Raw genomic sequence first — 24,411 nt, 5'->3', positions numbered from 1 at the left:
ACTAAGCTTGTGAGCGTTGTTTTTTATCTAGATATTTACGCACCGCTTTTGCAGCAACAAAAAAACCAAAGCTTCCTGTGATCATAGTCACAGAGCCAAAACCATTATTACAGTCCATATTCATTGTGCCATCAGCACTTTGCTTAGCATGACATACGCTGCCATCGCTTCCTGGGTAAACCAATTGCTCTGTTGAGTAAACACAATCAATATTAAACTTACGTTTAGGATTATTACTAAAATTATATTGCTTGCGCAAAATATAGCGCACCTTTGCAAGTAATGGGTCTTGCGTAGTTTTAGCTACATCACCAAAAGTTATTTGGCTAGGATCTGTTTGCCCGCCAGCACCACCAGTTGTAATTATAGGTAGTTTATTACGTTTACAGTGAGCAATTAATGCTGCTTTTTCTTTAACTGCATCAATACAATCAATTACATAATCAAAACCTTGAATATGCTCTTGAATATTATCAAGCGTAATAAAGTCATCTATTACACTAATTTGGCATTCTGGGTTAATAAGCTCGCAGCGCGCTTTCATTGCATCGACTTTAGCTTGACCAATAGTGCCCGTTAACGCGTGAATTTGTCTATTGACGTTAGTCGCGCAAATATCATCCAAATCTATAAGTGTTATTTTACCAACACCAGTACGTGCAAGTGCTTCTGCTGTCCAGCTTCCTACACCACCAATACCTACTACACAAAAATGTGCTTCTTGAAGCCAATCAAACTGTTGATGACCATATAAACGTTTAATACCACCAAAACGTATATCTGTAACTTTTTCGCTCATTTACCAATCCAGTTGCCATGGCGATTGCCATGCTTGAAAATCTTGATGTTTAATTAACGCCAAATACTCATCACCACTATCGGGTAATAAAGTTAGCTGTATTTGTTCACCTTGCCATAAAAAGCTTAACGCATATGCATGTAAATAGGTACGATTAGAAGGCGTGCCTGAATACATTGCATCGCCTAAAATAGCTGCGCCCACACTTTTTAGTGCCACTCTTAGTTGATGTGTTTTGCCAGAGTAAGGTTTTAAAATATACCCTCTAAACCCTGGCTTATAACTCAGAGAATAGAATCGGGTAATTGCAGGGTTAAGTGTACTCGTTAGTAACTTAAACGAGCCACGGCGAGACTTAGCCATATCGCCTTTTATCCACCCCTGCTTCTTTTTTGGTTTAGCATCACTAATCGCTAAATAAAATTTATTAATCACATGCTCAGTAAACATAACAGTAAAGGCGGCTGCAGCGGCTTTGTTTCGCGCTAAAATAATCAGCCCTGATGTCACTTTATCTAAACGATGAACGGCATAAAGCTTTTGCAATAATTGTTGTTCGGCTAAAACAACAAAGCCGGGTCCCTCTTCAGAATGAAAATTAAGACCCGCTGGCTTTTCTAAAATATAAAAGTCGTTATGTGTATAAACAACTTTTAATATCTTACTTACTTGCTCACTCACACGTTTTTACTTTTAATATGCGCTATCACTTTAGCTAAGTCATCAGGCGTATCTACACCTGCATGAGGGGCTATTTGAGCTTGTTCTATTTTAATTTTATAACCGTGATACAAAACACGTAACTGCTCAAGTGATTCAAGTAATTCTAGTGGTGATACACTCAGCTCTATGTATTGTTTAATAAAACCCGCTCTGTACGCATAAATACCTACATGGCGTTGAAACGGGGCTAAATTAAGGGCAGTGCTATCACCCATCATCGTATTTCTATCAAACGGTATACTTGCACGAGAGAAATACAGGGCATTTTTATTTATATCGCTAACCACTTTAACGGCATTAGGATTAAATACTTCATCACGTTCTTCAATAGCAACACTTAACGTTGCCATTGGTGCTGTTGAATCACTTAATAGTGCAGCAACTTGAGATACGTTTTCTGGTGCAAGTAATGGCTCATCGCCTTGTACATTAACCACAATTGTATTGCTATCAAGTTTAAGCAAATCAACCACTTCAGCTAATCGTTCAGTACCCGACTGGTGATCTTCACGCGTCATTACTACATCATTAGTAAACATACTTACTGCATCAAATACTTTTTGATGATCGGTTGCTATAACTACTTTACTAGCACCTGATAAACATGCTTTTTCGTAAACGTGTTGAACCATTGGCTTGCCACAAATATCAGCAAGCGGTTTACCTGGTAGTCGGGTCGATGCAAAACGAGCAGGAATTACAACTACGAATTCCACTTTTCAACCTCTTCTAAAGATAACTCACGTGCTTCATTTTCAAGTAATACTGGAATATCATCTTGAACAGGATAAGCAAGCTTAGCTGCTGTGCTAATTAGTTCGTTGTTTTCTCTATCAAAGCGTAATTTTCCCTTACAAACAGGGCACGCAATTATCTCGAGTAATTTTGTATCAAAGGCCATTGAGTATTCCTTTTTCTTTTAATATTGAATTTAATGTGTTTATTACGCTATCGGTAGGTTGTGCATCTACTGGTAAATAATACCAATTAGGCTTTGCAAAGGACTTACATTTAACGGCATCTTTTTCGGTCATTATAATGCAATCATCACCAAATTGGGCAAAATCATCTACTGTATAAGCATAATGATCTCTAAAATGATGAGTCGATAATAACGTAATATCTTGTGCTTCTAATGAGTTTTCAAACCGTTTAGGGTTCCCAATTGCACTTATTGCATGTGCTTCACTTACGTTACTTTTTGCATAATCGCTTGAATTAACCAAGCGAAGATTACTTACTTGTAATGTGTAGCTATTATTAGCCTCACCACCATTTTCAATTACTATATCGACACTTTGCAAACGTTTAGTTGTTTCACGAAGTGGCCCTGCTGGCATAACAAAGCCATTACCAAAACGACGCTCACTATCAACAATACAACACTCAATGCTACGAGGCATTTTATAATGCTGCATTCCATCATCAGAAATAATAACGTCGAGTGTATAATTATTTTCTAATAAATCGATATTGTGTTGTCTATTAGGCCCAACCGCTATTGGGCACTTTAAACGATGGTATAAAAGTACGGGCTCATCTCCAGCCTGCTGAGCATCTACAAGCTCAGTAACTAAAAGCGGGTAATTTTTTGATTGCCCACCATATCCTCTACTAATAATTCCCACTGATAAACCTTGCTGTGTTAAATGACCATACAGCCACAAAACAAAAGGCGTTTTACCATTACCGCCAACACTTATATTGCCAACTACAATTACAGGCGTTTTGCACTCAAAAGGTTTAAGTATTTTTGCGCTGTACAAGAGTTTTCGAAATGACGATACAACCCAAAACAAAGCACTTAATGGTAATAACAATAAAGTAATTAGACCAAATGGTTTATACCAGCTTTGCTCTATTTTGCTCACGCCTGATCACCAAACTGCATTTTGCAAAGTGCTGAATAAGTACCGTCATTAGCTAATAAGCTACTATGATCGCCACTTTCTATCACACGACCGTTATCAATAACATAAATTCGGTCACTGTTTTCGATAGTAGATAAGCGATGCGCAATAACAATTGAGGTTTTATCTTTCATTAGCGTTTCTAATGCTTGCTGAATAAGCTTTTCAGATTCGGTATCAAGTGCTGATGTAGCCTCGTCTAAAATCAAAATAGGTGCGTCTTTTAATATTGCACGTGCTATCGCTATACGCTGGCGTTGACCGCCGGAGAGCATTACACCATTTTCACCTACCATGGTGTTTAATTGCTCTGGCAGGTCTTTAACAAACTCCCAAACATGCGCTTGTTTAGCAACTTGCTCTAATTCTTCCTCAGACACATCATGCTTTATGCCATAACAAATATTGTTAGCAATCGTATCGTTAAATAACACGACCTGCTGAGACACTAAAGCAAATTGGCGACGCAAATCTGTTAATTTATAATCCTGCAGGGCTATACCATCAAGTAATATTTCACTCGGTAACTCTAAGTCATAGTAGCGTGGTAATAAATTAGAAATTGTTGATTTACCCGAGCCTGAGCGCCCAACTAAGGCAATACTTTCACCCGCTTTAATCGTTAGCGACAAATCGTTTAATACGGCTTCATCTTTTGTTGGGTACTTAAAGGTTACATTTTTAACTTCAATTACCCCTTTAACTTTATCGACTGAAACGGTGCCAGTATCTTTTTCCATTTCTTCATCTAACACTAAAAATATACTTTGAGCTGCAGAGATACCACGCTGCATATCGCTATTAACATTGGCGAGTTGTTTTAGCGGTCGCAATAGCATCATCATTGAGGCAATCAATGCCATGAAGTCACCTGAGGTAATCGTATCAATCATTGATGGAAGAGATACAGCCCATAAAATAACAGCCATGGCACTGGCAGCTAGTATTTGAATAATTGATACACTTAAAGCTTTTGTCGCATCCATTTTAATGCGCTGCTGGCGATTATGATTATTAATCTTTGAGAAATGGTTTATTTCTTGGTCTTGTCCGCCAAATCCATGAATAACTTTATGTCCGCTAAGCATTTGTTCAGAGCTACGTGTAACCTGCCCCATAGCTGATTGAATACTTTTAGAAATATGGCGAAAACGTTTCGATACAACCGCTACAATAATGGCAACGAGAGGGATGATGACTAAAAATATAAGTGAGAGCTTCCAACTGGTATAAAACATTACACCAAGTAAAAAGACAACAAAGGCCCCTTCACGTACAACAATAAGTAACGCTTTAGTAATTGCTTGTTGAACTTGCTCTGTATCAAAAGTGATTTTTGAAATTAAATCGCCTGTAGAGTTTTTGTCATGAAAAGAAACGGGTAAATGCAATATGTGCTCAAATAACTCTTGGCGTAAAGAGCGTACAACTTGAGAGCCCACATAACTTAAACAGTACGAAGACATAAAGTTAAAAACACCACGCCCCAGTACTAACGCGATAACTACAAAAGGAGCGTACTTTAAAACTTCTGTATTTCGCTGGTTTAAACCTTGATCAATAAACGGCTTCATTAATTGAATGAATAAAGCATCCATTGCTGAATAGCCTATCATCCCAACAATTGCGATAAAAGCGACGCTTTTGTATGCGCCAACATACGAGACAAGACGTTTATAAATTTGTGCAGTACTTTGATCCATAACACTCTCTAAATACAGTAACTCCCTGTATTGTATCCTTCGATGAGATAAAACTAAACGTCAATCTTTGATAAACCAATAACTTTCCTGCCCTCTTGCTGTTTCTATGACCAAATTGTTTGAGTAGAATTTAATACTAATTTGTCCTTCAACGCCTGTTGTAAATTGCTCGGCGCTTATTGCTTTGTAACGCTCGACAACAACGGGCTTGGGAAATTCCCACTGTCCTTTATAAGCACTTGAATGAATCACAACTTTAGGGCCAACATAACTAATAAAATTAACACTTGAGGATGTATCACTGCCATGATGCGGGCTTAACATGACTGTACTTTTCAACGATGTATTATTAGCTAATAATGAGGCTTCACGGGATTTTGATATATCACCTGTAAATAACACACTATAAGTATTACTCGATACTCTAACAACGCATGAATCGTCGTTTTCATTTCCATACCCTATAGTGCTAAAGCTTTCTACTCTTAAACCGACAAAATCAACACTTTGGACTTCACACACATTAAGTGTATTTTCAGGATGAAATTGCTTTAATGTTTCCCCAAATCCAGCTTCAATAAAATGCTGTATTCCTCCAGCGTGATCGCTGTCTTCATGACTTAGAATCGCTGTTTTTACTGTGAAATTATTTGCTTTTATATAAGGCAATAAAATACTTCGCGTACGGCTAAAACGATTAAAATAACTTGGACCAAAATCATAGATAAGCACTTGGTTATCTTTTTCAATTAATGCCATGAGACCATGCCCAACATCAAACACATGAAGTTGCCAGTTAGGCTTTTCTTTTAGAAGATTATTCAATAAAAGTACTGTTAAAGGAATGAAAGAGAACAATTTATAGGGGAGGAAGTAAATCATCAACATAGTAATATAGGTAAAAATGACGAATATTAACTCGATTCTTCCTGTTGTCAGCCATCTTAACGACTCGGGTATTTCATAAAGTAATTTAAATAACGCATATAACCCTGTATCAAACAAATGTATTAAATTACCTATATCTAAAAAAGTACTCAGTAATGTAAAAACAATCAAAAATGGCAAAATAATGATGGAAAGAAACGGTATCGCAATTAAGTTAATGACTAGGCCCGCAATACTTACGCCATTAAAAAAATAAAGTGAAAGTGGTAATAAACCTATAAACAATGCTACTTGAATAACAAATAACGCAATAATTTTGTTTTTGATTCGTGTATTTAATATTGGTAATTTATTAATAACAGTAAAAATTATAGCGACCGCTAAAAATGAAAAATACAGACCTGGATTAAGTAAATTAAATGGGTTAACAGCAAGCACTATTACCAAGGCAAATAAAATACTCCGCCATCGCAGCGGCTGCTTAGCAAGAAAATAAAGTAACAAATAACAACCCAGCATAATTAGTGCTCGCGTTGCTGATACTAAAAAGTCACTTAAATATACGTAAACTAATGCAGCTATAAAACCGAACGAACTGTAGTAAAGTGTAAGGTTAAATGATTGACCAATTGAAAAGTTTATTTTCGTACAGATAAATCGAATGAATAAATAACCAAAGCTAAAAATCAAACCAATATGTAAACCCGATATAGCCAGTAAATGACTTAACCCAAGTGATTGCATTAATTGTTTATCTGTATAGCTCATTAACGATTTATCACCACTGAGTAATGCATAATAGAGCCACTGCAATCTTGTATTTGTATAGGTATTTTTAATGAAGTTTTGATAATCTAGTACGATGCTTTGTTTATCGCTGTGTATTATATTAAGCTCTTTATTGAGAACTTTGCCTTTAAATAATATTCTATTTATAAATGCATAACGTTCAGTATCAAACACATTAAAATTTTTATTACTGCGAAAATATTTTAAATGGATTAATGCAGAGAATTCATCCCCGACTGTAAAAGGCTGTGCAGAATTAACACTGAGCATTGCTTTGGGTGCTCTAAAATTCGAAAAGCTACTCCCATCTAATGCCACTATTTTGGCTTTGATATACTGAGGTTTTTTATCAGAAATAATCTCTTCAACAACTAATGTAGAATCAAGTGCATACTTTTCGTTCGGTTTTGGTATTTCAAAACTATAAAAAAGGTAAAAATGCATACCAACAAAGCAAATTGCACAAATAAAGCCTAACAATACGTTTAAAAACGGCTTAAAATAAGCGCTCACTATTACAATGAAAATTGTGAAGACTGTAAATTCGAGAGTTTGATAATAAAACACGGTTGCTACACAGCCAATTACAAACCCAAGACTTATCCACACTGATGTAAATGGTTGCTTTAAATGGCTAAAAAAACGATCCAAAGATTTTTACCTGATCCAAATAAAATTAGACATCATAAATCACTAAAAATATTTGGACGACTTTTGCAAGACGCAAATCTTTGGCATTTAAATAGACGTTCAGCTCGAGGGGCCTTCGCGGTCGGGTTATTTTTTGCTTTCATCCCTGTTCCTTTTCAAATGGTTTTAGCCGCAGCAGGTGCTATATTATTTAGGGTTAATTTACCCATATCAGTTGCTTTAGTATGGCTTACGAATCCATTAACCATGCCACCTATCTTTTATGGCTCATACTTAGTGGGTACGTTAATACTTAATCAGCCAGAACAACACTTTGTATTTGAAGCAAGTTGGTCTTGGTTTTTAGAAAGTATAGAAACAATTGGTCCTGCATTTTTATTAGGTTCATTAGTATGTGCTTCTATTGCATCAATTATAGGATATTTTGGTATTGATATAATTTGGCGCCGCTCTGTGAAAAAAGCATGGTTATCACGAAATAATTAGTGGCGTTAAAGCTAAATAATCGCTGCAATTCTAATCTAATAAAATATTATAGACGAAAAAAAACCAACTTTATCAAGTTGGTTTTTTTATAATCAATAAACTTTAAAAGCGAAATACACGCCTTAAGCCAACCAGTGGTAATAACAATAATGTATACCAAGGGAAGCTAGCAGAGTTACGCTCATAAACTTCAGCTTCTACTGGAGCACAGCTTTCTACTTCACCATTTGCAATTGGCGTTAGTTTAACTGCTATTGCAATACTCTCATATTCAATTTCACCATTAATATCAGTTACTACACCGCCTAATGAATCTAGCTTTTCAACTGTTTTAGTCGCAGTACCAAATATTTCATTATTTTCGTTGATAGCAGTCGCTTCAACCATAGTATAAGCGTAATCAGTTTCACCGTCGGTGTCATAACAAGGCAGTAAATCGTTTAGATTAGTGATTTTGTCTTCACCAATTTTGTAAATAAAGGCCTCTTTGAGTCGCGAGCTATCGGAAACACCCACTTCCCCTTCACCTACAATATAACCTTGGTTGTTTATATCGTTACCGTAAGAACTTGAGCTTGAAAAGTAATCAGTAGGGAAAACCGTACTACCCGTTGCTATATCATGGTAAAAGAATTTATTACGAAGAGTGCCTTCAATACGCTTAGTTGCATAACCTGTAATTACATCGTTATCATTAATAGCAATTGATTTACCAGACTGCCAGTCATCTTCTTGATTAATAAAATCAACAACCGCACCGTCTTTAAAATAAACTGGCATTGTAAGAATTGTATCGTCATTTTTGTAATAACGTGTATTCGATGATCCTACAATTGTCCCGTTGTTGTTCACTGCTAAAGCAGTACTTGTAAATGCATCATCTTCCGCTTCACCTTCGTCAGGTGTCAGTGCCATACCAAGCTCTTCAACAGACGTGATATTAAGTGATTCATCAAGTTCCCATTTAACAGCGCGCTTATTAAATAAGCCTCGTGTAATATTTGTATTTAACAAGTTGATACATACTGACGTAGGTTCGTCTTCATTATCACAGTTATCATCAATATTATCTTGTCTGTCATCTGGAATGCTTGTAGACATGTTACCTACAACGGTATAACCACTGTTAGTTTTAATAATATCGTTGGCACGACTTGTACCACCGTATTCATTAAACTCAGGCTCTAACTCAACACTTACACTGCCATCAGCGCTTATTACAATCCCACGCTCTATAAATTCATGAGTAAACCATGTTTCTGCATCATCTTCACCATCAGGTGTAAAAGATACTTTATCGTATGGAGCGCTTCCCCAACCGACTGTAACACCATCTTCAGTTACAGCATTAAAAAGGTTAGTAGTTGAACGTGTTAGTCCGTCATAATCAACAGATGCAATATCAAATAATGGTTGCTCAGTTATTTGTGTATCATTATATTTTATGCCTACTAATGAGCTTAATTTTTGATATTCAAAATTTGTAGAAATTGAAGATAAAAAACTAACCATGAAAGTGTGTGCATCAGCATTAGTAAGTACCGCATCATTATTTTCAATGTCATCAAGTGTGAAGGTAATCTCTTTATCACTTAATTCAAATGCTGCCTCTGTATTGTCATAGCTATTTTCAATAAGGTTTTCAGTAAAATCTATATAGCTTGTATCAATAGGTAAATTGTATAAACCATTTGCGAAACCAATAATATGCCCGCTTTCGCTTACATCTGTTACATAAGAATATTTAGCGTATTCAAGAGTCCCTAATTCACTTAACTGGTACGTCGCACTTGTTGCTGAAGTGCTTAATGTCGCTAAAATACTGGCAGCGAGTAATTTATATTTCATTTTAATCCTTACTACTGATTCTGTAATTCTTCAAGTTCTTCCCAGCGCTCAAGGGCAGCTTCAAGGTCAGACTCAAGTTGTGCTAAATGGTTCAATGCTTTAGTTGTTACATCACTCTCTTGTTTAAAAAAGTTTGCGTCACTCACTACAGCTTGTTGAGCTTCAATTTCAGCTTCTAGTTTTTCCATTTTATTCGGTAGTTGCTCTAATTCAAGTTTTAATTTGTAAGAGAGTTTATTTGTCTTAGCTGCTGGTTTTGCAGCTGGAGCGGCTACTTTTTCAACTTTTTTTACTGGTTGTTGCTGAATTTTTTTTTCTTGTTCAGCTATGTAACCTACATAAGCTTCATAGTCGCTATAACCACCGACGATATCTGTTACTTTACCATTGCCTTCAAATGCCCATACACTAGAACATGTATTATCAATAAATTCTCGGTCATGGCTTACAATCAGCACTGTACCTTGATATTGATTAATAATGTCCTCTAGTAACTCTAACGTTTCAATGTCCAAGTCATTCGTTGGCTCATCGAGAACAAGTATATTAGATGGTTTTAAAAACAGTTTAGCTAATAGCAGTCTATTTTTTTCACCACCAGAGAGTGCTTTAACCGGGGTTCGAGCGCGTGCTGGAGGGAACAAAAAGTCTTGCAGGTAACCTAAAACATGGCGTGAACGACCGCCCATCATCACTTCTTGTTTACCTTCGGCAACGTTATCTTGAACAGTTGCTTCTTCGTCAAGTTTTTCACGGTATTGGTCAAAGTAAGCAAACTCTAAATTAACACCTTGCTTAGTAATACCACTATCAGGTTCTAAATCACCAAACATTAGTTTTAATAGTGTTGTTTTACCAATACCATTTGGGCCTACTAAGCCAATTCTGTCGCCACGCATTACAAGTGTCGAAAAATCATCAGCAATAACTTTGTCTTTAAATGCATGGCAAAGGTTCTTAGCTTCAAATACCAACTTACCTGAGCGATCAGCTGTTTCAATATTAAAGTCAGTTTTTCCAACTTGATCAACACGTTGCTTGCGCTCATTACGTAGCTGTTTTAGCTCTCGAACACGCCCTTCGTTACGCGTTCTTCGCGCTTTAACACCTTGGCGAATCCACGTTTCTTCTTCAGCTAAACGCTTATCAAACAATGCATTTTGCGCTTCTTCTACTTTTAAATCATGCGCTTTTTGCTCTAGATAAGTCGCGTAATCACCTGGGTACGAAATAAGTTTACCGCGATCTAAATCTAAAATACGCGTAGCAACAGCGCGAATAAACGCACGGTCATGCGATATAAATACAATGCCGCCTTTAAATTCTTTTAAAAACTGTTCAAGCCACATTACACTAGCCATATCTAAATGGTTTGTTGGCTCATCTAGTAATAATAAGTCAGGCTCACTTACAAGTGCACGCGCAAGTGCTACTTTACGTAACCAGCCACCAGAAAGGGACTCAAGTTTAGCCTCTGGTGTTAATTCTAATTGTGTCAAAACTAATTGAATTCGGCTATCAAAACGCCAACCATCAGCGGCTTCAAGTTGGTTTGATAAACGTTCAAGTTTATTTAATAACTTATCAGTACATTGTGTTTGCAGTTCGTTGCTAACATGATGAAAATCAATGAGTAGGTTAGCGATTTCCGGCATACCCTGCGCAACGTAATCAAATACTGTTCCGCTTGCACCTTTTGGTGGATCTTGCTCTAAACGAGAAATTCGAATGCCACCAAGCTGATTTATTTCACCGTCATCTAAAACAACTTGTCCATCAAGTACTTTTAATAACGTTGACTTACCCGCGCCATTTCGACCAACTACACACACTCTTTCGCCACTTTCTATAACAGCGTCTGCTTTGTTAAGCAAAGCATGTGTACCAAAAGCAAGTTGTGCTTTTAAAATTCTTATTAAATCCATAGTTCTTATTTGCTCTTATTCTGCTTGTGCTAAAAATTCGCGCACAGAGTGTAAAGTAAAAGGCCAATATAATTTCTCGCCTTTTTCACTTTTTAATACAGGAATAGTAATTTGATACTCAGCAATAAGCTGCTCATCAGTCATAATATCGATTAGTAATAACTCACTGTTGTCATTTAGTACATCAGTGATAAGTTGCTCAGCCTGTTCGCACAAGTGGCAACCATCAGTATGATATAAAATCCATTTAGCCATGCGTAATTAGCCAGCTATTATGGATTTTTTTATTACGTTTGAAGTCTGGTGATAGCGTTTTATCTGAGATATTAACGGCTTTTAAACCTAAACCAATCAGGCCAACTTCATCCATTACAAAACCACGTTTGTTATTAGAGAAAATCAAAGTACCTGATGGACTTAAGATCTTTTTAACCCACGTTAATAATTTAATGTGATCACTTTGCACATCAAACGCGTCTTTCATACGTTTTGAGTTTGAGAACGTTGGAGGGTCTAAAAATATCAAATCATATTGTGCTGTCGCATGCTCTAACCATTTTAAACAATCTGCTTGTTCAAAACGGTAACGTGTATTACTGATATTGTTTAAATCGAAGTTATCTTGGCCCCATTTTAAATAGGTTTTAGATAAATCAACTGTTGTAATTGCTTTAGCGCCACCAAGTGCAGCATGCACAGAGGCAGTACCTGTGTATGCAAACAAGTTTAAAAAGCGCTTATCTTTCGCATTTTCTTGAATATAACGACGCATTAAACGGTGATCTAAAAACAAACCTGTGTCTAAGTAGTCAAATAAATTAACTTTAAACTTAGCACCAAACTCTTCAACTACCATAGTTCGGTTTTGTTTAGACATGGCCGTATACTGCTCTTCGCCCTTTTGCTTTTTACGCACTTTTACAGCAATATTTTCAGGTGAGATATCAAGTTGTTGCGAAGTCAATGTTATTACGTCTTGCAGGCGTTTTTCTGATGTTTTTTCATCAATTTCTTTAGGCGCTGCATATTCAAAAATAACCGCAGAATCACCGTAAATATCTACAGCAACATTGTACTCAGGGATATCCGCTTCATAAACACGATAAGCGTCTACTTTATTTTGTTTAAGCCAGTTTTTTAAGCCTTGCTTATTCTTTTTCAATCTATTTGCGAATGACGTAGAGCCCTCAAAATTAAGCGCTTTTTTATCATCGGTAGTCAAACTTACTTGCTTATCATCTAATTGATATAAGTTAAGTTCAACATCAAGTGGGCCATTTTTAAACTTATAACGCTTAAGGCGCACAAGTTTTAAAAGTTTAAATAAGCTCTCGTCCATACCTAGTAAGGCAAGTTTCCAATGATTAAAGTGCTTTTTAAAGCCAACACCTAAATTACGGTGTAAATCAACAAGCTCAGCCATAGAACCAATACGTTCACCATAAGGTAAGTTTGAAATTACAACACCCGGTAATTTTGCAACAGCAGTAAGTTTAGTTGCATCGCTTTGCTTAAACTTAATAACATCATCAAGCTCAGCACGTTTGGCATTATCAATCGCTTTATTTAAAACTTGTTCATCGTAATCGTGGCCAATTAACCACAATTTAGGATCGGTAATGTTAGCAAGTAACTCTTCTTTAAGTTCTTTAAACTTAGCGGCTCTAAAACTGGGTAAACGCTCAAAAGCAAAGCCTTCACGAAATAATCCCGGTGCTTCGTTTCGTGCCATCCCAGCCGCTTCGATTAAAATAGTACCCGCACCACAACATGGATCGAATAAAGGTTGTTTTACATTATCAAGCCAACCACTTCGTTTAATTAATGCAGCAGCTAAATGTTCTTTAATTGGTGCTTTACCTTGACCTTGACGGTAACCACGTTCAGACAAACGAGGGCCCGAATAATCAATATACATAGAAACGCCGTAACGATTTAATCGTGCAACAACACGCACATTTGCATCTTGCTTATCAACGTTAGGACGCTGCTCGTATAAATCATTAAAGTAGTCAACAATCGCATCTTTTATTACAAGACCCGAAAATTGTGTGTTTTTTAATGAGTCATTGGTACCGTTGAAGTCGACAGCGAATGTTTGAGTTGGTCCAAACCACTCTTGCCAAGGTTGCGAGCGAGCAAAATTATACAGGCTATTCTTGTCATCTACGCCTTCTTTTTCTTCAATAAGCATAAGCACACGCGTTGCAAAACGACTTGATAAACAAACCTTTTGCGCCAGTAATGAGTCAGCCTCAAAACGAACAGAACCAACAGTTTGCTTAGACACAGTTGCGCCAAGTTCTGTTAGTTCATCAACCAATAAATTTTCGATTCCGATAGAAGTAAGTGCGATAAATTGCAAAGTAATAACCCTTAATAGCTAATTGCGCAGGATTATAACATAGGTTGGGCGACAAACACGCCATAAAGACACGCTTAAGACTTAAATTTGGTTAGGCGGTTTGACTTTGATATTGCTGATTTAAGATGGGGTGGACTCGATTATTCAAAATACGGATTACTTCAAATTGTGCTAAAGATAAATTTTCGTCTAATTTAAAGGTTTCGCTTAAATTTAAGCAAATAGATGCATCAGGGCAATGCTCTACAATTAAAAAATCGCCAGTCTGCGATTTAGATATTAATTTTACTATTGCTTCTACACTTGGCTCTGTTCCAGTGTACTCTTCAAAAAACCAGCTTTTTGATAAAACGGGTTTTAAGTGATACTTAACGGCGGTTGCATTTAGCGATATTTGACAAATTTGAGCAGCAGACCACAATTCAAACCCATCTAAATAGTTATAAACTTGTTCATAAAATGCAGCATCTTCTAAACTAAAACGTGGATTTTTAAAAACAGAATCGGTGAGTTGTCTTAACTTATAGGGCGTACATAATTGCATGTCGTCATTTAAATCAAGTAACAAACGATTTTTATTAGGACAAGTAATCCACTGCCATTGCTTTGATGCTTGTAACATTTACTCCTCCTTGGGTATGTTGAATAATTATTGCTCACAGTATAACCGCTTTTGACCACTTTTAAAATGCTTGCTTAGAACATTTATCGAACGATCAAAAGCTTAGATAACTGATCCTTATAAGCCGTTAACGATCGACTTTACCAATTGTGGGCCTTTGTAGATGAACCCAGTATAAACCTGGACTAAATTTGCGCCTGCATCGAACTTTTCTTTTGCTGATTGCGCATCATCTATTCCGCCTACTCCGATGATTGGTAATTTACCTTGTGTTAAGCGTTTCAATTCACTCACTATCTCTGTAGAGCGCATTCTAACAGGGTGACCTGATAAACCGCCGGCTTCTTCTGCATATTGCTGGCCCATAACTGCAGCTCGCTCAAGCGTGGTGTTGGTGGCAATTACACCATCGATTTTATTATTTAAAAGTGACTCACTTACTTGCTCTATTTGAATTTGATCTAGATCCGGTGCAATTTTTACAAGCATAGGTACTTGTTTATTGTGCTTTGCAACTAAATCTAACTGTTCGTTTTTAAGACTTTGCAGTAAATCATCAAGTGCAGCGCCATATTGCAAATCACGCAAGCCAGGTGTATTTGGTGATGAAATATTTACCGTAATATATGAGGCATGTTCAAACACTTTACGCATACAATGAATATAGTCATCTTTACCTTGTTCATTTGGCGTATCTTTATTTTTACCAATATTAATACCGAGTATGCCGCTGTATTTTGCTGCTTTTACATTTGCAACTAAGTTATCAACGCCTTTATTATTAAAACCCATACGGTTAATAATAGCGTTTGATTCTGGCAACCTAAAAATACGAGGTTTATCATTACCAGCTTGAGCACGCGGCGTAATAGTGCCAACTTCAATAAAACCAAAGCCCATTTGGCTAAATGCATCAATACATTCCGCATTTTTATCAAGGCCAGCTGCTAGCCCTACAGGGTTTTTAAATTTCAGACCCAAAAAATCGACTGGCTTATCAGAAATATTTTGCGACCAAGCTAAATTTAAAGGTGTATTGGTAAAACGACGAAGATTATTAAGTGCAAACTCATGCGCCCACTCCGCATCACGGGTAAACATAAAACGGCGAGCTAAATCATAAAACATCAATATAATCCTCTTTTTAAATTTTAGACAAAAAAATACCTCAGACAAGGCTGAGGTATTGTATAACAATTTTAACAATCAGTTATTTATTTACTAAACAATTAACTGATTAAAGCTAAATTATTTTCCTGACGTATCACAATTGTGGCTTAACAACATAAGTTCACGAAGTGCAACCGAGAACTTAGCAAAGTCGTGGCTTTGTGATGTTTTAAACTCAGCCAGCATTTGTTTCCAGCGTTGAAGTAATAAATCTTGGCTATCCATCCACTCGTCTATTTGACTATCAACATCGCTCTCATCACCTTCAAAGCTATTTAATACAACTTCAGATAACGTACGTTGCTGCCAATCAAGCTCTTCTCGATAAGACGAGCGAGCAAGTGCTTGCCAATGATTTGCTACTGGTTGCTTAGTTATTTGCTCTAAGAACCAATGCAGACCCATTCTTGCACCTAGTTTAAAGTAAGTATTGGACACCATCGAAATACTCTTACCTGAACTATTCGCAACTTCTGCTAAATCCATCACAGAGAATAAGCTTGATAAAGAAACAATACGATTAGCTATATCTGTTGGAACGCCCGCGTCAATTAACTTATTGGCCTCAATTACAATACGATCATTTTCTTTTTCAATCATATACGTATTTAAGTTATCGCTTAAATCTTTAAAGGTTGGCGCAAAGAATTCAATTCCTTGTTCAATAGTTTGTGACTTATTACGATGACGTAAGAACCAACGCGTTGCTCGGCGCACAGTACGACGAAGTTGGTAAAGCATTTCAGTTTGAACTGCTGCTGGTATTTTATTATCAAGTGCACTAATAGAAGACCATGTTTCACGCATTTCAAATATTTCGCTAGCAATTGAGTAACACATTGCTATCTCAGCTTCATTAGCACCGGTTTCTTCATGCATACGTACCATGAAGTTTAAACCCATATCGTTAACGATACTGTTAGCAAGTTTAGTTGCAATAATTTCTTTACGAAGTGGGTGGTTGTTCATCGCATCGTTAAACTTCTCACGCAATGGGCGTGGGAATGACTTAACAAGCAATTGGCGATAGTAAGGGTTTTCAGTAATTTCATCACTTACTAAAGACTCTTTTAATACCATTTTTGCGTAAGACACTAGCACTGAAAGCTCAGGACGAGTTAAGTCTTTACCTGCAGCGGCGCGTTCTGCTAATTCTTCATCACTTGGAATAAATTCGATAGCACGGTTTAACTTGCCCTCTTTTTCAAGCGCATGAATAAAGCGAATCTTTTCTTTGAGCGTTGACGTTCCTTTAGACTGCGTAATTGAAATAGTATGTGTTTGACGGTAACAGTCCTTTAATACTAATTCAGAAACTTCATCTGTCATTGAGTAAAGTAGCTCATCACGTTGTTTACGTGTTAGGTCACCTTCAGCAACTAAGCCATTAAGTAAAATCTTAATGTTAACTTCGTTATCTGAACAGGCAACACCCCCTACGTTATCAATAAAGTCTGTATTAACACGACCACCCTTAGCTGCAAATTCAACACGACCTAATTGCGTTGCACCTAAGTTACCGCCCTCACCTATTATTTTAGCGCCTAAATCTCTACCATTGATACGTAGTGCATCGTTTGCACGATCCCCTACATCGGCATCAGTTTCTTTAGAGTGTTTAATGTATGTACCAATACCGCCATTCCACAGTAAATCAAACTCCATCATTAATGAGGCTTTCATTAACTCATTTGGTGTCATACTAGCTTTTTTAGTGCCCAACATTTTTTTCATTTCTGGGCTAAGCGTAATTGATTTAGCTGCACGAGAGAACACACCGCCACCGGCAGAAATTAGCTCTTTATTGTAATCTTCCCAAGAAGAACGCGGCATATTAAATAAACGTTCGCGCTCAGGGTAAGATGTAGCAGCATCTGGATTAGGGTCAACAAAAATGTGCATATGGTTAAAGGCAACTTGTAGACGAATATGCTTAGATAACAGCATACCATTACCAAATACATCGCCTGCCATATCGCCAATTGCTACTACTGTAAAGTCGGTAGTTTGACAATCAATATCCATTTCACGGAAATGTCGTTTAACTGACTCCCATGCGCCTTTTGCTGTGATACCCATTTTCTTATGGTCATAACCAACCGAGCCACCAGATGCAAATGCATCACCTAGCCAGAAATTGTATTCGTTAGCAATGCCATTTGCGATATCAGAGAAAGTAGCAGTTCCTTTATCCGCTGCAACTACTAGGTAAGCATCATCTTCATCGTGACGAACAACATCGCGCGCTGGTACTATTTCACCACGCTCAATATTATCAGTAATATCTAAAAGACCACGGATAAAGATTTTATAACACTCTTGGCCTTCTTTAATAAACGCTTCACGCTCAGTCGGTAGTTGTTTACATACAAAGCCACCTTTAGAACCTACAGGTACGATTACAGTATTTTTAACTTGTTGTGCTTTAACTAAGCCAAGTACTTCAGTACGGAAGTCTTCACGACGATCTGACCAACGCAGACCACCACGTGCTACTTTGCCGTAACGTAAATGCACACCTTCTACGCGCGGAGAATAAACAAAAATTTCAAACGCAGGTAAAGGAAGTGGTACATCAGGAATTAAGCTAGGTTGTATTTTAAACGACACATAAGACTTAAACTGTCCGGCATCGTCTTTTTGGAAATAGTTAGTACGCAGCGTCGCAACAATCATATCAACGTATAAACGTATAATACGGTCATCATCAAGGTTTGCTACATTTTCAAGCTCTAAATAAATTTGCGTGCTTAGCTTTTCAAGTGTTTTAGCACTTGCAGGGCTTTTAACTGAGAACTTTTTAGCAAACAAGTTAACAATTTGCGCTGCGATATTTGGATAATTTGCAAATGTACTTTCTATGTAACTTTGTGAGAACGTTACACCAATTTGACGCATGTATTTAGCATACGCACGTAAAATAGAGGCTTCGCGGCCTGTTAGACCACCCATTAACACTAAACGGTTAAAACCATCGTTTTCAAGGCGGTTGCCCCAAACATTTGTTAATGCAGCACGAAAACGTGCTGAAATTTTATCAAAATCCGCCATCCCTTTGCTGTCAATAAGCATCGAGAAGTCCATGATCCAGTTGATACGATCATCGCTAGTTTTAACTGAGTATGGTGTTTCACCAACAACGCGAAGGCCAAAGTTTTCAAGCATTGGCATAACATCAGATAAGTGAATCGGCTCATCTTTATGGAATAAGCTTAATCGTACAATATTGCTGTTTGCTTCTTCTTGAGGACGGTAAAACAACATTTCTAGTTTGTTTTCATCGCTAAGTAGTTCTAACTTTTCAATATCAACAACCGCAGCACTTGGAAGCACTTCATCTTTGTATGAGCGTGCAAACGCATTACAGTATTTACGATTTAAATCGTTACCACGAGCTTCACCCGCAGACTCTAAAAGTGCAGATTGAAGTTTATCTTCCCACGTACGTGCAGCTTCTACTAAATTGTTTTCGATGTCTTTCACGTTATATTCGATCTTGTTGTCGGTCACACGAACGGTGTAATGAGTACGCGCCAGTGTTGACTCAGAGAAATAAGTAGTAAATTCGACTTTATCGTCAGAATTAAATGCATTAGCTAATATATCTTGCGTTTCACGACGAAGAGCCGTGTTATAACGCTCGCGAGGTACATAAACCATACAAGATAAAAAACGACCATACGCATCTTTACGTACAAACAAGCGACACATATCGCGCTCTTGTACTTGTAACACACCCATAGCAACTTCAAGTAGCTCACCTTCGCGCGCTTGAACTAGCTCATCACGTGGGTAGGTTTCTAAAATATTTAAAACAGCTTTGTAAGCGTGAGTACCTTTAGCAAAATCACACATTTCCATAATGCGATTAATTTTACTTTTTAACACAGGCACATCAGTAGCACTGTTATTGTAAAAGCTTGATGAGAATAAACCGATAAAGCGGTCTTCACCAATTACATTGCCTTCATCGTCAAAACGCTTAATGCCAACATAATCAATGTAAGCTGGACGATGAACACGAGAAACAGAGTTAGTTTTTGTTAAAATCAGTAGGTTGCTGCTACGAGCTTCTTGACGTGCAACTTCAGGTAATTCTGATAATAAGCGAGTGTGTTCTTCAGTAGAGTTTTTCATCAAGCCTAGGCTTGTATCCATTTTACCTTTTAGTTGGTAATCACCTTGAACTGGGCTTAACTCATATTCACGGTAACCCATTAGGGTAAAATTATCTTTAGCTAACCAATCTAAAAACTCAGTTGTTTCTGAAACTTCATCTTTACTTTTATTATGATGACGTTTAGGTAACTCTTTAGTCACTGCAATTAATTTTTTACGGATTGGTTGCCAATCATCAACAGCAACTGATACATCAACTAGCACAGACTCTAATTCTTTTTTGAAAGACTCAATCACAGAAGAATCTGTTTGACGGTCAATTTCAATAAAAAATACTGTTTTAGTAGATGAAGATTCTTGCTCTGCTTTTAAATTTGATAATCCAGAAATTTTAGCGTTTTCATCACGCTTAATTTTTAATGGGCAGTGAAGTAATAAGTGAGAGGCGATATTTTCACGAGTCATGGCCATACGAACAGAATCAACTAAGAACGGCATATCTTTAGTGATAATTTCAACGATTGTATGTGATGACTGCCAGCCATCTTTTGCCACTTCTGGATTGAAAACGCGGATAACTGCGTCGTCAGTAGTATTTTTTTCTAGCGAGTTCCAAAGGCTTAATGCTGCGCCATATAGGTCACTATCGTTGCGGTTTGCCAAATCCTCTTTAGACATATTGCTGTACAAGGCTTTGGCGAATTTCTCAACGAGTAACACATTATCAGCGCGAACTTTTTTCTGGATCAGCTTACAGACATTATCTAGGATAACCGAGGCTTGGCCTTCATTTCGTGTCATTGTATGTTCCTTAATCTATTACTGCTAAAAGCAGAATATTTGTACAGCGTATTATTAGCGTGGAGTCAGTTAAATTCTAACCCTTTTACAGCTAATAAACAGCCTTTTCGATGAAAACATTTTAAGCATTTCAGCTATTTGGTCATCTATTCACAAAATATAGATATAAATGGCCATTACTGGCCATTTAGGAGCAAAAGTATTCACATTATTTTTTCTGGTCAGTCCAGAGAAGGCTACCAATTGCGGGTAATAACAACACTGCACCTAACATATTCACTAAAAACATGAAGGTTAATAGTATACCCATATCAACTTGGAATTTAAGATCTGAGAATATCCAAGTGCTCACACCAATAGCTAATGTAATACCAGTAAATAGAACCGCGCTGCCACGCTCAACAAGCGCATTACTATAAGCAACACTAAGCGGTACGTTTTGCTTAAGCTGCCCCATCATCGACGACAGTATATAAATACCGTAATCAACACCAATGCCTACACCTAATGCAATTACAGGTAAAGTAGAAACTGTTAAGCCTATTTCCAGCTGTACCATAAGTGCTTGGGCAAGGGTTGATACAATATAAAGCGGTAATACTACGGCTACTGTTGCTTTTACGCTTCTAAAGCTCATTAAACATAAAATAATAACGGCACCATAAACGTAAAGCATCATGGGTATTTGTGCTTCTGATACAGACTCATTAGTAGCCGCCATTACGCCCACAGGTCCTGACGCTAATTTAAATGCTAGTTTTTCAGTGCCCTCTTCTTGTGCAAATTGCTTAACACTCTTAATTACGGTATCGATAGTTTGTGCTTTATGATCATCTAAGAATATAATCACTGGCATAACTGAACAATCACCGTTAAGTAAGCCTGTACTAGTTTCAACTCGAGACGTTGACTGTACTAAGCTTGCTGAATTTCGTGGCAAACTCTGCCATTTTAAATTGCCTTCGTTGTAGCCCGCGTTAACCGATTGAGCTACAGAGCTCAAACTTACAGCAGACTGCACACCGGCCACATTCTCAACTTTGTATTGAAAACGGCTTATACGCTCCATCACATCATGCTCAGTACATGCTGCAGGATACGCCTCTACAATTACTTTTAAAATATCAGACGAGATAGTGTACTTATCCGAAATTAAAAACGTGTCTTGGTTATAACGGGCATCTTGATGCAGAGATGGCGCGCCTGCGTGTAAGTCACCTATACGCATTTTATCTGCTTGCCAGTAGCCTAGAGCAAATAAAACAAGGGTAAAACCGATAATCATTTTAGCGATTTTAGGATCGGTTGCTTTTACTAAAATGTCTCTGATCATATCAAGTATATTAGGCTTCTCAGCATCACCAGATTGAATATGTACACTGTTTTCAAAGTTCATGTACGACGCCCAAACTGGCAGCAAAATTAAATTTGTAAATATAATTACTGCCACACCTAAACTCGCTGTAATAGCAAGTTCGCGGATAATACCAATATCAATAGTAAGTAATGTTAAAAAGCCTACGGTATCTGAAAGCAGTGCAATACCACCAGGTATTAATAAAGCCCTGAAACTTGACTGACAACAAGTTCGCGTACTTTTTCCTTCACCTACTTTTTTGCCAATCGCATTGATCATCTGCACACCATGGCTTACACCAATAGCAAACACTAAAAACGGCACCAAAATAGACATAGGGTCTAGTCCAAACCCTAAACTTGAAAGCAGGCCTAATTGCCAAATAACAGCAATAATAGAACACGCGATTGGCAAAATAGTTAGCTTTAAACTGCCACAAAATAGCCAAACCATAATAAAGGTAAAGGCGATAGCAATGGCAAAAAATACGACTACCCCTTTTGCGCCTTCAGCTATATCACCAGCCATTTTTGCAAAGCCAATAATATGAATACTTACTTTGTCTGTACTTAAAGGCTCTCTTAAATCACTTTCTAGCTTTTGTGCAAAAGCTAATGTGTCTAATTTTTGTTGTGTTTGAGGATCTGTTTCTAAAAGTTGAGCCGTTACCATTGCACAAGAGTAATCGCTGGCAATCATACGCCCTACAACTTTTGCTTTTTCAATGTTTTCCTTTACTACACCTAATCCACGCGTATCTGCTTTAAAGTTTGCAGGAATAATTGGACCACCGGCAAAGCCATCCTCTACTACTTCTACAAAGCGAGCACTAGGTGAAAATATAGAATTCACTAAAGGACGATTTACACCAGGAATAAAATAAAGCTGATCGTGAACCGCTTTTAATTGAGTAAAAAATTCTGGATTAAATATATCTCCGCTGTCGTCACATACTGAAATTAAAATACTGTTTGCACCACCAAACTGTTTTTCATGTTTAGTGTATACCTTCATGTAATCGTGATTTAACGGGATATTTTTATTAAACGATGCATCAAGTTGAATTTGAGTCGCTTTAAATACAAGTAAACAGGTTATAAGTGCAAAACTTATAAGCATAATTAAGCGATGTCTAAAAATCGCCTTTTCAATAAAATCGAGTAACTTATGCATTAAGGGGTTAACTCCTTCACTTTAATGCCATCTTCTGTAGCCATGATCAATCTGTTATCTAAAATTACACCATCAAGAATCGCTTTACCGTCAGCAAGCTGCTCATGGGTGAGTAACCCATCTTGAAGATGAAAAATAACGCCACTATTAGCGAGCATGAGCCATTGTTTGTTATTATAATTAATGATGTTGTTAATCGTCGCTGTTTTAACATTTTCAAAATGCTGCCACTGCTTTTCGCCACTTTGCTTTGCAAAAACATTACCTCGTAGCCCCGCCACAATTTCTTGAGTGCTATCAGAGGCAACTGCAAAGAATGAACCGGGATAAACTTCTTCTATTCTTTGCCAAGTTTGACCATCGTCAACGCTTCTGGCCATTAAACCCATTTCACCAACGAGCATTAATCCATTGTCTGTTTTTTCTATACGATTAAAGTGCGGTAAGATAGAAGCAGTTTCCGCTTCGTATCCTTGTGGGTCATTTTCTTTTAAATCGTTTAAGTAATCACGATCATCACTAAAAAGTAGCGAATCTAAAAAGCGCTTTTGCCAATGTTGACCACCGTCTGTAGTTTGATAAAACATGCCATATGCGCCCACTGCAAAACCTTTTAAGTCATCTTCAAATAAAATATCTAAACATGGTTTGTCTAATTCAGGTAATGCTTGTTGTAGCTGCCAATTAACGCCACCGTCAGTAGTATTTATGATTGTTGCATCGTGGCCACACGCCCATCCATTATTTTCGTTACTAAAATCAACGGCAGTTAAGAGCACTTGAGTTGGAACTAGCTCAGCTTGTTGCCATGAATCACCCGATGTACTTTTAATAACAGTACCGTGTTTACCAACAGCAATTAAGCCATTACCCGTGTTAGTTATATCAGTGAGTAAGGTTTTAGCTGCATTTGTTGCACTGATTGCATAGTTAGGGGCTTCTTGTGCAACACTCGCACCGCTTATTATCAGGCTGGCATATACCAAATACTTCATAAATTTTAATCGCCTTGTACGAGAGAGTTGTTTGTCTTTTTACTAGGGAGTGCGTTGCGCGCTGTAAGACAAACGCGATGAGAAAGG

The 24,411-nt window shown here is 37.3% G+C and carries 17 protein-coding genes; 1 reads left to right on the top strand and 16 read right to left on the bottom strand.

Annotation, left to right across the window (positions count from 1 at the left end; translation table 11 throughout):
- Position 1: 1 nt before the first annotated feature.
- The 7 genes from tcdA to H5126_RS09210 are packed head-to-tail and all read right to left on the bottom strand — an operon-like array spanning position 2 to position 7,463.
- Positions 2-799, bottom strand: coding sequence for a tRNA cyclic N6-threonylcarbamoyladenosine(37) synthase TcdA (gene tcdA, locus H5126_RS09240; protein ID WP_002961793.1), 798 nt, complete (start codon positions 797-799; stop codon positions 2-4).
- On the bottom strand, positions 800-1,480 hold the full coding sequence (locus H5126_RS09235) for a TIGR01621 family pseudouridine synthase (RefSeq protein WP_182719820.1): 681 nt from the start codon (positions 1,478-1,480) through the stop codon (positions 800-802).
- Positions 1,477-2,238: a 3-deoxy-manno-octulosonate cytidylyltransferase gene (gene kdsB, locus H5126_RS09230; protein WP_002961791.1), complete on the bottom strand. Its 762-nt coding sequence runs from the start codon at positions 2,236-2,238 to the stop codon at positions 1,477-1,479. The genes H5126_RS09235 and kdsB overlap by 4 nt, the downstream gene beginning before the upstream one ends.
- Complete coding sequence (locus H5126_RS09225; RefSeq protein WP_002961789.1) at positions 2,226-2,423, bottom strand: Trm112 family protein; 198 nt, start codon at positions 2,421-2,423, stop codon at positions 2,226-2,228. The genes kdsB and H5126_RS09225 overlap by 13 nt, the downstream gene beginning before the upstream one ends.
- Complete coding sequence (gene lpxK, locus H5126_RS09220) at positions 2,413-3,393, bottom strand: tetraacyldisaccharide 4'-kinase (protein ID WP_182719819.1); 981 nt, start codon at positions 3,391-3,393, stop codon at positions 2,413-2,415. Before lpxK ends, H5126_RS09225 begins: the two co-directional genes overlap by 11 nt.
- A complete protein-coding gene (gene msbA / locus H5126_RS09215; protein ID WP_182719818.1) occupies positions 3,390-5,135 on the bottom strand; it encodes a lipid A export permease/ATP-binding protein MsbA in 1,746 nt (581 codons plus the stop codon). Before msbA ends, lpxK begins: the two co-directional genes overlap by 4 nt.
- A gap of 60 nt (positions 5,136-5,195) precedes the next feature.
- On the bottom strand, positions 5,196-7,463 hold the full coding sequence (locus tag H5126_RS09210; protein ID WP_182719817.1) for a DNA internalization-related competence protein ComEC/Rec2: 2,268 nt from the start codon (positions 7,461-7,463) through the stop codon (positions 5,196-5,198).
- Between H5126_RS09210 and H5126_RS09205 the strand changes: the two genes are divergently transcribed.
- Positions 7,443-7,949 carry a DUF2062 domain-containing protein gene (locus H5126_RS09205; protein WP_024595571.1) on the top strand — a complete coding sequence of 169 codons (507 nt, stop codon included), beginning with the start codon at positions 7,443-7,445 and terminating at the stop codon, positions 7,947-7,949. The genes H5126_RS09210 and H5126_RS09205 overlap by 21 nt on opposite strands.
- Before the next feature lie 102 nt (positions 7,950-8,051).
- On the opposite strand, the gene H5126_RS09200 is transcribed toward H5126_RS09205, so the two are convergent.
- The 9 genes from H5126_RS09200 to H5126_RS09160 form a co-directional block, all read right to left on the bottom strand.
- Positions 8,052-9,797 (bottom strand): DUF3466 family protein, encoded by a 1,746-nt coding sequence (locus H5126_RS09200; protein WP_182719816.1) that lies wholly within the window; start codon positions 9,795-9,797, stop codon positions 8,052-8,054.
- Positions 9,798-9,808: 11 nt separating this feature from the next.
- Positions 9,809-11,722 carry an ABC transporter ATP-binding protein gene (locus H5126_RS09195; RefSeq protein ID WP_182719815.1) on the bottom strand — a complete coding sequence of 638 codons (1,914 nt, stop codon included), beginning with the start codon at positions 11,720-11,722 and terminating at the stop codon, positions 9,809-9,811.
- Positions 11,723-11,737: 15 nt separating this feature from the next.
- Positions 11,738-11,977 carry a glutaredoxin family protein gene (locus H5126_RS09190; protein WP_002961779.1) on the bottom strand — a complete coding sequence of 80 codons (240 nt, stop codon included), beginning with the start codon at positions 11,975-11,977 and terminating at the stop codon, positions 11,738-11,740.
- Positions 11,970-14,087 carry a bifunctional 23S rRNA (guanine(2069)-N(7))-methyltransferase RlmK/23S rRNA (guanine(2445)-N(2))-methyltransferase RlmL gene (rlmKL, locus tag H5126_RS09185; RefSeq protein WP_138489126.1) on the bottom strand — a complete coding sequence of 706 codons (2,118 nt, stop codon included), beginning with the start codon at positions 14,085-14,087 and terminating at the stop codon, positions 11,970-11,972. The genes H5126_RS09190 and rlmKL overlap by 8 nt, the downstream gene beginning before the upstream one ends.
- A gap of 91 nt (positions 14,088-14,178) precedes the next feature.
- Positions 14,179-14,709 carry a cell division protein ZapC domain-containing protein gene (locus tag H5126_RS09180; protein WP_182695653.1) on the bottom strand — a complete coding sequence of 177 codons (531 nt, stop codon included), beginning with the start codon at positions 14,707-14,709 and terminating at the stop codon, positions 14,179-14,181.
- A 117-nt stretch (positions 14,710-14,826) separates the two neighbouring features.
- Entirely contained in the window at positions 14,827-15,837 is a 1,011-nt protein-coding gene (gene pyrD / locus H5126_RS09175; protein WP_182719814.1) for a quinone-dependent dihydroorotate dehydrogenase, read from the bottom strand.
- Between the two features lie 120 nt (positions 15,838-15,957).
- Entirely contained in the window at positions 15,958-20,799 is a 4,842-nt protein-coding gene (locus H5126_RS09170) for an NAD-glutamate dehydrogenase (protein WP_182719813.1), read from the bottom strand.
- A 208-nt stretch (positions 20,800-21,007) separates the two neighbouring features.
- Complete coding sequence (locus tag H5126_RS09165) at positions 21,008-23,329, bottom strand: RND family transporter (protein WP_182719812.1); 2,322 nt, start codon at positions 23,327-23,329, stop codon at positions 21,008-21,010.
- Entirely contained in the window at positions 23,329-24,324 is a 996-nt protein-coding gene (locus tag H5126_RS09160; RefSeq protein WP_182695649.1) for a YCF48-related protein, read from the bottom strand. Before H5126_RS09160 ends, H5126_RS09165 begins: the two co-directional genes overlap by 1 nt.
- Positions 24,325-24,411: the final 87 nt, after the last annotated feature.

The sequence above is a fragment of the Pseudoalteromonas sp. SG45-3 genome, from assembly GCF_014164075.1.
Lineage (GTDB): Bacteria > Pseudomonadota > Gammaproteobacteria > Enterobacterales > Alteromonadaceae > Pseudoalteromonas > Pseudoalteromonas distincta.
The sequence above is the reverse complement of the archived record's forward strand: the minus strand, read 5'-3'. Positions and strand labels throughout refer to the sequence as shown.

Excerpts from the sequence above, each read along its gene's own strand:
- H5126_RS09190 (WP_002961779.1), bottom strand. The coding sequence starts at position 11,977 with ATGGCTAAATGGATTTTATATCATACTGATGGTTGCCACTTGTGCGAA.
- H5126_RS09180 (WP_182695653.1), bottom strand. The coding sequence starts at position 14,709 with ATGTTACAAGCATCAAAGCAATGGCAGTGGATTACTTGTCCTAATAAA.
- tcdA (WP_002961793.1), bottom strand. The coding sequence starts at position 799 with ATGAGCGAAAAAGTTACAGATATACGTTTTGGTGGTATTAAACGTTTA.
- H5126_RS09160 (WP_182695649.1), bottom strand. The coding sequence starts at position 24,324 with ATGAAGTATTTGGTATATGCCAGCCTGATAATAAGCGGTGCGAGTGTT.
- pyrD (WP_182719814.1), bottom strand. The coding sequence starts at position 15,837 with ATGTTTTATGATTTAGCTCGCCGTTTTATGTTTACCCGTGATGCGGAG.
- H5126_RS09165 (WP_182719812.1), bottom strand. The coding sequence starts at position 23,329 with ATGCATAAGTTACTCGATTTTATTGAAAAGGCGATTTTTAGACATCGC.
- H5126_RS09170 (WP_182719813.1), bottom strand. The coding sequence starts at position 20,799 with ATGACACGAAATGAAGGCCAAGCCTCGGTTATCCTAGATAATGTCTGT.
- H5126_RS09195 (WP_182719815.1), bottom strand. The coding sequence starts at position 11,722 with ATGGATTTAATAAGAATTTTAAAAGCACAACTTGCTTTTGGTACACAT.
- msbA (WP_182719818.1), bottom strand. The coding sequence starts at position 5,135 with ATGGATCAAAGTACTGCACAAATTTATAAACGTCTTGTCTCGTATGTT.
- H5126_RS09225 (WP_002961789.1), bottom strand. The coding sequence starts at position 2,423 with ATGGCCTTTGATACAAAATTACTCGAGATAATTGCGTGCCCTGTTTGT.
- H5126_RS09205 (WP_024595571.1), top strand. The coding sequence starts at position 7,443 with ATGGCTAAAAAAACGATCCAAAGATTTTTACCTGATCCAAATAAAATT.
- H5126_RS09200 (WP_182719816.1), bottom strand. The coding sequence starts at position 9,797 with ATGAAATATAAATTACTCGCTGCCAGTATTTTAGCGACATTAAGCACT.